This window comes from Bacillus methanolicus PB1 (genome assembly GCF_000262755.1).
GTDB classification, from domain to species: domain Bacteria; phylum Bacillota; class Bacilli; order Bacillales; family Cytobacillaceae; genus Bacillus_Z; species Bacillus_Z methanolicus.
Map to the genome: position 1 here is coordinate 669,848 of NZ_AFEU01000003.1, position 12,067 is coordinate 681,914.

Annotated in this window: 12 protein-coding genes; all 12 read right to left on the minus strand. The window is 39.6% G+C overall.

Annotated features, from left to right (window positions below; all coding sequences use genetic code 11):
* Positions 1–15: 15 nt before the first annotated feature.
* On the minus strand, positions 16–1,278 hold the full coding sequence (locus PB1_RS13015; RefSeq protein ID WP_004437339.1) for a tetratricopeptide repeat protein: 1,263 nt from the start codon (positions 1,276–1,278) through the stop codon (positions 16–18).
* A gap of 13 nt (positions 1,279–1,291) precedes the next feature.
* A complete protein-coding gene (locus tag PB1_RS13020) occupies positions 1,292–2,194 on the minus strand; it encodes a hypothetical protein (protein WP_004437340.1) in 903 nt (300 codons plus the stop codon).
* 127 nt (positions 2,195–2,321) lie between these two features.
* Complete coding sequence (gene aroA / locus PB1_RS13025; RefSeq protein ID WP_034645641.1) at positions 2,322–3,584, minus strand: 3-phosphoshikimate 1-carboxyvinyltransferase; 1,263 nt, start codon at positions 3,582–3,584, stop codon at positions 2,322–2,324.
* A 53-nt stretch (positions 3,585–3,637) separates the two neighbouring features.
* Positions 3,638–4,744, minus strand: coding sequence for a prephenate dehydrogenase (locus PB1_RS13030; protein WP_004437344.1), 1,107 nt, complete (start codon positions 4,742–4,744; stop codon positions 3,638–3,640).
* Positions 4,745–4,763: 19 nt separating this feature from the next.
* A complete protein-coding gene (gene hisC, locus PB1_RS13035; protein ID WP_004437347.1) occupies positions 4,764–5,861 on the minus strand; it encodes a histidinol-phosphate transaminase in 1,098 nt (365 codons plus the stop codon).
* A gap of 158 nt (positions 5,862–6,019) precedes the next feature.
* A complete protein-coding gene (gene aroH, locus PB1_RS13040; RefSeq protein WP_004437349.1) occupies positions 6,020–6,382 on the minus strand; it encodes a chorismate mutase in 363 nt (120 codons plus the stop codon).
* Entirely contained in the window at positions 6,383–7,471 is a 1,089-nt protein-coding gene (gene aroB, locus PB1_RS13045) for a 3-dehydroquinate synthase (protein WP_004437351.1), read from the minus strand.
* Positions 7,471–8,640 (minus strand): chorismate synthase, encoded by a 1,170-nt coding sequence (aroC, locus tag PB1_RS13050; protein WP_004437353.1) that lies wholly within the window; start codon positions 8,638–8,640, stop codon positions 7,471–7,473. The genes aroB and aroC overlap by 1 nt, the downstream gene beginning before the upstream one ends.
* Positions 8,641–8,819: 179 nt before the next feature.
* Positions 8,820–9,596, minus strand: a complete 777-nt coding sequence (locus PB1_RS13055; RefSeq protein ID WP_004437355.1) for a CheR family methyltransferase — start codon at positions 9,594–9,596, stop codon at positions 8,820–8,822.
* A gap of 162 nt (positions 9,597–9,758) precedes the next feature.
* On the minus strand, positions 9,759–10,205 hold the full coding sequence (gene ndk / locus PB1_RS13060) for a nucleoside-diphosphate kinase (RefSeq protein WP_004437358.1): 447 nt from the start codon (positions 10,203–10,205) through the stop codon (positions 9,759–9,761).
* Positions 10,206–10,299: 94 nt separating this feature from the next.
* The gene (gene hepT, locus PB1_RS13065; RefSeq protein ID WP_004437361.1) at positions 10,300–11,262 is read right to left on the minus strand and encodes a heptaprenyl diphosphate synthase component II; all 963 of its coding nucleotides are present in this window, start codon (positions 11,260–11,262) and stop codon (positions 10,300–10,302) included.
* A gap of 92 nt (positions 11,263–11,354) precedes the next feature.
* Positions 11,355–12,065 carry a demethylmenaquinone methyltransferase gene (gene menG, locus PB1_RS13070; protein ID WP_004437366.1) on the minus strand — a complete coding sequence of 237 codons (711 nt, stop codon included), beginning with the start codon at positions 12,063–12,065 and terminating at the stop codon, positions 11,355–11,357.
* Between the last annotated feature and the right edge of the window lie 2 nt (positions 12,066–12,067).

Sequence of the window (12,067 nt, forward strand, 5' to 3'; positions counted from 1 at the left end):
TTCAGAAAGAAATGTTTAATATTCATCTGAAAGGCGATCCAAAATATCGAGGTACTCCTCATTGGTTGGATCATTTTTTGCTAATTCACTAAAAATTTCGACAGCTTCAGCTCGTTTACCTTCTTCCATTAAAAAATATCCGTAATCAGTTAAAAAATCTGGATGATTCCTAAAAAAAGTATATGCGAGTTCATATTTGTTTAATGCCTGTGAATAATCTTCAAGATTCTGAAGTGCTACAGCTTCATCCCAAATGATTTGCGGCTCCTCTTCCCCTTGGGCTTCCAGAGATCTTGCAATTTCAAGGACTTCTTCATATCGGCTTTGTTTTAACAACAGCTTATTCAGAGTCAATGCGGCCTCGGTAAAGCCGGGATCTAGGGCAAGCGCTTTTCTTAACAGCTTTTCAGCTTCTTCTTCATCAGCGAGCTTTAACGCCAATTTCCCGCCGTAAAAAAATAGATCTTTATTGTATTCATCATATTTAATTCCTTCTTTTACTGCTTTCAAACTGTTTTCAAGATCTTCTTCTCTTTCGTACGCTTTTGCCAAATACAAATATAATGAGTGATACTCAGGGTCCAATTCTTTTAATTCTAAAAACTTTTCAATGGCCGTTTTATTAAAACCGGCTTGAAGCGCTGTAAAAGCATAGCCGAAAAGGGTATCAATTTCAAGTTTCTCATCAAGAGCTTTTTCATAATATGGAAGCGCCTCTTCAAATGCTCCTGAAGAACTTAACATCTCGGCTATACGGCGGTGAATATTTACACCGGCAATTTCCGTTTCCGATTTTAAAACAGCTTCATAAGCCTTTATTGCTTCATTAAATTTTCCTTCTTCTGCATACAGCTCTCCGAGGGCAAAATCAATAACAACCTCATCCGGCAGAATGCGTTTCGCCTTCAGCAATTTTTGCTCGCTTACTTCGTAAAGGCAATTCATTTGATACAAATCTGCAAGAAGTAAAAGAGATTGCGGATAACTTGGATCTTCCGCGCTAATTTTTTCAAGCAACAGAATCGCCTTTTCCTCATCCCCCAGTTCTAAATACACTTCAGCCAGCATGACAAGAAGTTCGCCTTCATCACCGTATGTTTCCAGCAGATTCTCAAGCAATAATTTTACTTCTTCCAAGAAACCGAATTGAAACAATTCTTCTGAAAGGATAAATTTTTCTTCGTCAGACCCTGTGTTCAATATTTCTTTGTAAAGATTTAATGCTTCTTTATGTTGACTGTTTTCTATTAAAGAGATAATTCTTTCAACTTTACTCATTTACAAATCCTTTCTAACCGGAAATAAAGTATGACGGAGTTTTTACGGTAACATCTTCACCAAACCCCGGCCGATAAAATACATTGCTGCCTGCACGAATAACATTTCCCTTGTGAACCGTTACAAGCAGTCTATCATTATGATAATGAAACAAATCCAATTCTTCAATCATCGTGATTTTCCGGCTGTTTAAATATAAATTATAACTGACTTCCCCACCTTGATGTAAATAGGATTTTAATGGATAAATGCCTGTTTTTTTTAGGACAGAGACCGGAAGAGGCTCATGTTCTGTTAGTTCTTCATCGATAAAAGGTAACTTTTCCTGCTTCATCAGCTGAGACCAGATGAATTTTGCCTGTTTTCTGTCCCTGGTGTTTTCAATTTGAAAAACTGGAATAAGCGGACTGTTGTAAGGAAACATTGCTTCGCGGATCCAGCCCCAAGGGATGGTAAAGAGCTCATCGATTTTCGTTATTTCAATAAATAAAGCCGGAATCTTTTCTTTTTTGCAGTGTCTAATAAATGTTACGGTCAGAAGGTTTAACGGTATTTTAACCCCTAAAACGAAGTCGATCGGACTACCAGCAAGCTTAGCCTTCATTCGTTTCACTTTATTAATTAATTCATATTCATAGGAGATGGATTCTAACGTAAAAACAGTCGTACAGCCTTTCAAAATAAAATGGTTAATAAAATACTCCTTCATTTCCGGGAAGGGCTGTTTGACAGGAAGGTTTTGATCAAAAAAAACATAAGAGGGAGTCATTAAATATTGACCTAAATCCATTTGCATAAAGCGGAATTTGTTAAAATTATTTTTAACCGACACCACTTGTGATCTTTTCACGAGAAAAGAAATTTTTTGCAACTTCCCATTAAATAACAGATTTGCATTTGAAATAATATATGTCATAAAACCACCTCTTTACGGTCTTATGACAAGCTATGTTCATTTTATGAAAATATGACTTTATTTTCGTTGAAAATAAGAAAGGCTGACCCATAAGGTACAACATTTTACCTTTAGGGCCAGACCCTCCTTATTTCATTACACTATGTAAATCTCTAAAAAATCCGGGATAGGAAACAGAAATTGCCTCGTCTCTTTCGAGAAATACTTCTTCTTTGCAAATAAGAGCAGCTACTGCAAGCATCATTCCAATCCGGTGGTCGCCATGGGAGGAAACAATGCCGCCTTCCAACTGCAATTTTCCGTGGATGATCATGCCATCGTCTGTCGCTTCAATTGATGCTCCAAGCTTGGAAAGTTCCCCTACAACTGTATCAATACGATTTGTTTCTTTCACTTTCAATTCATGGGCGTCCTTAATAACCGTCGTTCCTTCTGCCTGAGTAGCCAATAGGGCGATAATCGGGATTTCATCAATAAGGCGGGGCAAGATATCCCCTTTTATTTCGACACCCTTTAAGTTTGATGTTTTGATGATAATATCACCTAAAGGTTCAAATCCCTCTGAATCTTTAGGCATTACGGTTATATCTGCCCCCATTTCTTTCAAAACATCAATTATTCCCGTCCGCGTCGGATTTAACCCAACGTCCTTAAGCAACAGTTCACTGTTAGGCGTAATCGCGGCGGCTGCCATAAAGAAAGCTGCTGATGAAATGTCACCCGGCACCTCTACTTTTGACGCAGTTAAGCTCTGGCTGCCTCTTATCCTAATAGTTAGTCCGCTTTCTTCCACTTCTCCGCCAAATTGGCGAATCATCCTTTCGGTATGGTCTCTCGATTTCGACGGTTCAACTACAGTCGTTGTACCTTCTGCTTGGAGGCCGGCGAGCAATATCGACGATTTCACTTGCGCACTTGCTACAGGTAACTGATAATCTATGCCCGTTAAGTTTCCGCCTCTGATTGACAGAGGAGTAAACTCTCCGCAGCTGCGGCCATCAATGTGTGCGCCCATCATTGCCAAAGGTTTCGTAACCCTTGTCATCGGTCTTCTCCCGATTGATTCATCTCCTATCAGTGCAGCATGAAAAGGTCTTCCGGCTAAAATCCCCAGCAATAAGCGTATAGTTGTCCCTGAATTACCTACATCAAGGACGTCAGCAGGCTCCATCAACCCATCAAAACCGTTTCCAACTATTTGCAATTGATTCCCTTTTTGTTCTATGGAAACACCGAGCTTGCGAAAACATGCAATCGTACTCAGGCAGTCTTCACCTAAAAGAAAATTCGTTACGGAAGTTGTACCTTTTGCTATCGCTCCGAACATAACAGACCGGTGAGATATCGATTTATCACCCGGCACTTTCACGGTACCTTTCAAACCGCTCATGCTTTTGTCTAAACGGCGTGCTCCCACTTCTTGACCCTCCTCTGGTAAGAAAATTAAATACCGATTGAAGTTTCGTAATCGGTATAATGCCTAATGCATTTTTCCGCCCTCATCCTATCTTCCTCTGTTTGAAAACTAATAACAAGGACTCCGTAAATTTCTTCTCGCGTTTCTAATATGCGTATATTTGTAATGCTTATCTCCTCTTGCGCTAAATAACCGGTGATCTCCGAAATAACGCCGGGATAGTCAGGGACATCAACAAATAAATCATAAAATGCCGGGATAGCCCCTTTCTCTTTTTTCGGCAATTCATCGCGAAATTGTTTGGCGCTTAAAAAATAATCAAATATTCTTTCATGCCTGCATTCCAGAAGCATCTTTTTTACTCTCTCCATTTCTTCCTGCCACTCATCAAGCAATCTAAGAAGAATGGATCGATTATGGAGCAAAATGTCTCTCCACATAGCCGGGCTGCTGGAAGCAATCCTGGTAATATCGCGAAACCCCCCGGCTGCAAGCCGGGGAATTAACTCTTGATTTCTGCTTGACCGGTAAGCCTGATGAACTAGGGACGCAGCAATAATATGCGGGAAATGACTGACTACACCAGTTAAGTAGTCGTGCTGAGCGGGCGGGAGAATAAGAAATTTTGCATTTGTTCCGCTCAGCCACTCTTTTATTTTCGTTACTTCTTCCTCGGGAGTATCTTTGTCGGGCGTTAATAAATAAAAGGCATTTTCAAAAAGGATCTTTTTTGCGGCAGTCACACCGCTTTTATGAGAACCTGCCATTGGATGTCCGCCAATAAAAGTATAGCCCTTATCCTTTAAACAGGATGCTTTTTTAACAATTTCTTCTTTCGTGCTTCCAGTATCAGTAATAATGACTCCATTTTTCAAATCCATTCGGGCCAAAGCGGAGATAATCTCTTCTGCCTGAGTCACCGGTGTAGCAATCACAATCAAGTCCGCGCTCTTCGCTCCTTCTTCGATAGTTTCCGCTGTTTCATCTACTACATCGAGCATTTTTGCCAGCTTGCTTTGTTTTTGGCTTATATCATAACCAATGACCATTGACTCCGGATGCTTATCTTTAATGCAAAGAGCGATCGAACCGCCAATTAATCCTAAGCCTATAATAAATGCGCGGCCTTCCAAGAAATCACCGCCTTTTGATTTATGATAGAGTTTTTATTGTTAAGAACTGCTTCATGGCTTCAACAACGCCTTCGTTTTGTTCTTTCGATCCGACTGTCACCCTAACTGATGTCGGAAATCCGAGAGGTTTTCCTGATCGAACGATATACCCTTTTTCCAATAAAAATTGAAAGACTTCATTCCCGTCAGTCTTAAAGTCAATTAATATAAAATTTGTTTGAGAAGGATAGTAATCAAGATTGCTTTCCCGGCAAAATTGATAAAACTGCTCAAGCCCCTCTCTGTTTTTTTGTTTGCAAAATTGAATAAACTCTTGATCTTCCAATGCAAGAGTGGCAGCTTTCTGGGCAATTGTATTCACATTGAACGGCTCTCTTGCCGGCTCCAATGCCCGTATGGTATCAGAAGCCGCAATTCCGTATCCAATCCGCAAACTTGCAAGGCCGTATATTTTGGAGAACGTCCTTAAAACAATTACATTTTCAAACTGTGAAACTAGTTCATTGACATGATAACCTTCATCTGCTACTACATATTCATTGTAAGCTTCATCAAGGACAACCAAAACATCCTTCGGAACCATTTCTAAAAATGCGTAAAGTTTATCTTTTGGAATATACGTTCCAGTCGGATTGTCAGGGTTGCAGACCCAGACGACTCCGGTATTCGCATCGATTCTTGACAACATTCCTTCTAAATCATGATGTCCATTTGCTAAAGGAACTTCCCTTATTTCAGCACCTTCAATAACCGCATTATGTTTATACTGAGAGAAGGTTGGAACGGCCATGACCGTATTCACGCCTTTTCCCAAAATTGCTCTTGAGATGATTTGAATAAGATTATCCGAACCGTTCCCAAGAATTAATTGCTCAGGTGCTACTTTATAGAATGCTGCAAGGCTATTTCTTAAATCAGTGGCATAACCATCAGGATAGATCGCAAAAGAAACGGGCGCATTTTTTAAAGCTTCAGCCACTTTTACTGAACATCCAAAAGGATTTTCATTTGAAGCAAGCTTAACAATTTTCTCAAGGCCGTATTGTCTTTTTACTTCATCTATCGATTTTCCAGGCTGATAGGGAGCAAGAGTTAATAATTGCTCTTTCCATTTCATCAAATTCACCTCTTCTAAACACTTTTGTATATTATCATAATTAAAGTATAAAATTAATTTTAGAAATAGTCATATTCTAAATAAGTAGTATCGAGAGGTATTTTTCAATTTTTTTATGGAGTTTTATGTAAAAAACGAAATCTCAATAGTATTTGCCATTACTTTTTTAAATCGGGCCGCAAATGAACTGCACCCTCTAAGTAAATATGAATCATTTCATCTTGAGCCTTATCAGTATTTACATGCATCATTACCCGGATGCAATGTGACAAAGCTGATGGAACAGGTATTTCTCTCATACACATAACAGGAACATACGTCCAGCCTTCCAAATGGCGCAAAGCCTTTGCCGGAAACACAGCCGAAATTTCATCTGTAACAGAAAAAAAAACCGAAGCAACATCATCAGGCTGAATACGATTCTTTTCAATCATCTGACGTAAAAGCCTTTCTGTTGCTGAAATGATCTCCTCTTCCGTGTTTTCATTAACTGTGATTGCACCTCTTAATCCTCTGATCATTTACACACCACCCCCTGCCCGAAAATGTTCAAGATGAGCCATTAATCGTTCATCTTCCAACTCTTTTAAGACCGGTCGGCCAACTTGTTCCAGTAAAACAAACCTGATTTTTTGTCTAACGGTTTTTTTGTCCATTTTCATCCGATTTAACAATTTTTTTGCAGAAAGATGATTCGGGAAGTCTGTCTTATAGCCTAAAGCCCTTAACCATTGCATGAATTCATCTTTTTTATATGAAAAACCGAGCTCTCTTTTACTCAATTGAAGAGCAAAACAAATTCCGATGATAACTGCTTCACCATGTGTGATTTTTCCATAGCCTATTTCCGCTTCAATGGCGTGTCCAAGAGTATGCCCTAAGTTCAAGAATGCTCTTATCCCAGTTTCCTTTTCGTCCTCTGAAACGATCGATTCTTTTACTTTAATCCCTCTGGATAGCATAAATTGCAAGTCGTTATTCGAAACATTTTCAAGCGACTTTATATTGGCTTGAAGCCACTCAAATAGTTCTTTATCTTTTATAAGGCCGTGTTTAACAACTTCAGCAAAGCCAGACCTTTTTTCTTCAGGAGGAAGAGTTGACAAAAATTCGATGTCATAAAACACAGCCTCCGGCTGAAAGAAAACTCCGATCATGTTTTTGCCAAGCGGATGATTGATTGCTACCTTCCCTCCTACCGCACTGTCATGTGCAAGGATCGTTGTCGGGACTTGAATAAAAGGAATTCCTCTCATAAATGTTGCAGCAACAAAACCTGCCAAATCACCAACGGCTCCTCCGCCAAAAGCAATGATTAGCGACTTTCGATCAAGCTTTTTTTCGAGTGCAAAAGTTAAACAGCTGTAATATATATCAAAAGTTTTTGCTTTTTCCCCGGCAGGTACGACATAAGTTTCAGGATGGAAATCTTTAAGCAGCGAAGTCATCCGGGGAAGAAAAAGTCCTCCAACGGTTTCATCTGTTATAATCAAGAGCGAAGTTGCATAGGAAAAATGATCGTGAATAAAAGAAGGCAGTGTTTCTATTACATTCTGACCGACAAACACCGGATACTGCCTTGATTGTGTTCGAATCCATATCGTTTCCATTAAAACTCCCTCGCATATTCTCTATGGCGGTTCACTGATTCTAATAATGCATCAAAACGGTCTGCATAAAATTGTTCGACAATGGCTGCCGCAAGTTCCCAAGCAACAACATTTTCGGCGACTACTGCGGCTGCCGGCACTGCACAGCTGTCAGATCTCTCGATACTCGCAGAAAACGGTTCTTTCGTTTCAATGTCCACACTTTGAAGCGGCTTATATAAGGTAGGAATCGGCTTCATGACCCCCCGGACAACTATTGGCATACCGGTTGTCATTCCTCCTTCAAATCCGCCGAGCCTGTTTGTCTTCCGTATGTACCCTTGGCTGCTGTTCCATTCAATCTCATCATGAACTTCACTTCCGGGTTTCCTGGCAGCTTCGAAGCCGATGCCAAACTCGACTCCTTTAAATGCATTAATGCTGACAATGGCTGCCGCAAGTTTGGCATCCAACTTTCGGTCATAATGTACATAGCTTCCTACACCGACAGGCATCCCTTCCACAATTACTTCTACAACTCCTCCGATCGAGTCGCCATTTTGTTTTGCCTCATCAATCGCTGCCATCATTTTTTTGGCAGCTTCATCATCAAGACACCTGACAGGCGAATCTTCTGATCTCTCTTTTAAATCCGCAATAGAGCTGTATGAAGAGTTTTCAGCTTTAATTCCTCCGATTTCAATCACGTGTGAAGCAACTTCAATTCCAAGTAAAGACAATAATTTTTTTGCAACAGCCCCGGCTGCTACCCGTACAGTCGTCTCCCGCGCTGAGGAACGCTCTAATACATTTCGCATATCCCTGTGACCGTATTTAATACCTCCATTCAAATCTGCATGTCCGGGACGGGGGCGAGAAATTTTCCGCTTGATTTCCTCTTCATGATCACTAAGAGGTTCCTGGCCCATTATCTTTGTCCAATGCTGCCAGTCATCGTTTTTGACAACCAGTGCTACAGGTGAACCTAGCGTATATCCGTGCCGAACCCCGCCAAGTATTTCCACTGTATCCTTTTCAATTTGCATTCTCCGGCCTCTCCCATAGCCTTTCTGCCTTCGGGCGAGTTCAATATTAATATCCTCTGCAACTAAAGGCATCCCTGATGGCAATCCTTCTATAATCGTTGTAAGCTGAGGTCCATGGGATTCGCCAGCTGTTAAATATCTCATTATACTTTCCCCCTTCAACTCGTTAAAGGATTATGTACAAATATAACACATGCTTAAAAATAAAAATAGTCAATCATTCAAAATTATTAAAATAATTTTATTATCCTTTGATAATGATTGGTTTCATTGTTAAAAAATGTGGAAAGAAAAAAGGCCCTGTTTGCAAGCGGCCCTTAAATTTATTCCATTTTCCTGTAGAAGAATGTATCTTCTATTTCAAAATTATATTGTCCCGGGTTAAAAATTTGTTCAGTACTTCCAACAAAAAAGATTCCCCCGGGATTTAAAGCTGCACTAAATTTTTTATAAAGCTCATTTTTCGCTTCTTCTGTAAAATAAATTAATACATTTCGGCAAATGATCAGGTCGTACGGTCCTCCAAACGGGTCTTTTAGTAAATTATGTTTCTTAAAAGTGACTGTTTTCTTTAATTCATCGGAAACATGGAAAAAATCTTGGCTTTTAGTGAAATACTTTTTTTTCATTTCCGGAGGAATTTCATTTAAAGACCTTTCTGGATATACTCCAATTTTCGCTTTGGCTATTGCATTCTTATCAATGTCCGTTGCCAAAATATGAACTTGCCGGAGAGGCAAAAAATTCGACATAATCATGGCGATCGTATACGGCTCCTCACCTGTTGAACAAGCCGCACTCCATATTTTCAACCTTCTATTGCGATTAAGAAGCTTCGGCAATATCTGCTTTTCAAGTACTTCCCATCTCGTTCGATTTCGATAGAATTCAGTAACATTAATCGTCATTCTATCCAAAAATTCATTCATCAGCTGACAGTCTTTATTCATTGCAAGGAAAAATTCATGGAATGAGTTATATCCTTTTTTCTCATAAAGGGAAGTCAGCCTTCTTTTCATTTGTGTTTCTTTATATAAAGCTAAGTCGATCCCTGTTTTCCTTTTAATGTTGCTGATAAATTCCAGGTAATCTTGAGACATTAGTAATTCTCCTCTAGCCATATCAAAAAATATCTGTTTAACAAATTTAGTATAACGGAAAACAATGGGCAATGAAGCATTTTTTCCACAAATTTTTTACAAAATAACCTTTACTGGAAGCGGATACAAAAAAGACGCTCGGGTTGCCGAACGTCAGATTTATTAATAAATCCATTCGTTTACTAGTTTTGAGTATTCCACTAATTCTGATTCATTGAAGAATAAGGCAATTTCACGTTGTGCACTTTCTGGCGAATCAGAACCGTGAATAACATTCTTTCCTACCGTCAGGCCAAAATCACCCCGGATTGTTCCTGGTGCTGCATCTTTCGGGTTTGTCGATCCCATCATTTGGCGTGCAGTTGCAATCACATTCTCTCCTTTCCATACCATGGCAAAAACCGGTCCGGAAGTAATAAAGTCGACAAGCTCTCCAAAGAATGGACGCTCCTTATGCTCACCGTAATGCTTCTCAGCAAGTTCTTTTGAAATGCTCATTAGTTTTGCTCCAACTAATTGGAAACCTTTTTTTTCAAAACGGGCAACAATTTCTCCGATCAAGTTGCGCTGTACGCCATCTGGTTTGACCATTAAGAATGTCTTTTCCATATGCTCACTCCTAAAAAAGTTATGTATAATAGATTGTCCGCAATTTGACAATACCATGAAAAATATTACCATTGTTTAGACAATTCCGCAACTTCTAAAATTTACGTTTTCCAATGAATTTCGCTATATCCCGCAGTGCTTTTTTCGCTCTATTGTCAGGCAGTTCTTTTAAAATTAACAATGCTTTTTCCAAATAACGGTCGCTTACTGCTAAAGAGCTTTCAATCGCACCCGAATTTTTAATAATCGACAATAACTCATTAAGCTCTTCACGGTCCATACTTTCATGTACTCTTTCAATTTTTTTTCGGATATTCTCGTCTTTCATTGCAAATAAAACCGGCAGTGTAATATTTCCCTGCAACAAATCCCCGCCTGCGGGTTTGCCTAGGTCTTTTTCTGTCCCGGTAAAATCAAGCACATCATCGGTTATTTGGAAGGACATGCCAACAAAATAGCCAAAGCGAAAAAGCTTTTTATGGATTTCTTCATCTACTCCGGCCGCAATCGCTCCCAATTGACAGCTGGAAGCTATTAACAAAGCCGTTTTTCTTTTGATGCGCCGCAAATAGTCTCTTAAATTCTGGTTAAATCTGTATTTATCTTTAATTTGTTGAATTTCCCCAATGCAAACTTCAACAATCGTATGCGAAAGTATTTTATGGGCGAGAGGGTTCTCGATTTTTGTCATTAATTCAAGAGATCGGGCTAAAATATAGTCTCCCGTATACATGGCAATCCGGTTATCCCATTTTGCTTTTATCGTCGGTTTTCCTCTCCTGAGTTCGGCATCGTCAATTACGTCGTCATGTACCAGTGTAGCCGAATGAAGCAGTTCAAGAGCAACAGCAACATTTTTGATTACATTGATATCATAATTTCCAAACTTTCCTGCCAACAACACAAAAACTGGGCGAATTCTTTTCCCCCCGGCCTGCAATAAATGCAGGGATGCTTGACGCAATAAAGGGGACTTTGACTGTATTGTCTCCTCCAGCTCTTTTTCAACGATATTTAAATCCGAATTCAAAAATGAATACATCATTTTTAATTTCATTGTATCCACCCAGCTTTAATTTCCTGTCATTTTCTGTTACCTGATTAAATAAGGCATTAAAAAATATCAATGCCCGGCCGCTCGGTAATGGGTCAGGCATCTCTTTTTGATCCAAAATGAACAGCGGCTACCCCTCCGCTGTATGGCTTATAATGTACTTTTATAAAGCCCGCTTCTTGAAACATTTCTGCAAGTTCTTTCATTCCAGGGAACTCGCGTGCGGATTCCTGAAGCCAGGAATACTCATCATAGCTTTTCGCAAAAATTTTTCCGAAGAACGGCATTATAAACCGGAAATAAAAATAATACAGCTGTTTAAAACCAAACAATGTCGGCTGTGAAGTTTCGAGGCAGACTGCCATACCTCCGGGTTTTAACACCCGGTTCATTTCTTTTAACACTTGCATATAATCAGGGACATTTCTTAGGCCGAAGCCAATTGTAACATAATCAAAGGATTGGTCAGGGAACGGAAGCTCCATTGCGTTTCCGTGGATAAGTGAAACTTGATTTAAATTTTTGCTGCTGACTTTTTCTTCCGCAATCTTAAGCATATTTTTGCTGAAATCAAGGCCGATAACTTCGCCTTCGGGGCCGACAGCTTCAGCAAGGGGAATCGTCCAATCCCCCGTGCCGCAACATACATCCAGAGCTTTGCTGCCATTTTGGACATTCATTCTTTTCATCGTGTCTTTACGCCATCTTTTATGCTGTTGAAAACTGATAACAGAATTCATCTTGTCGTAATTTTGATAGATTTTTTCAAAGACATGATGAACACGCTCTTCTTTAGATTGATGCATGT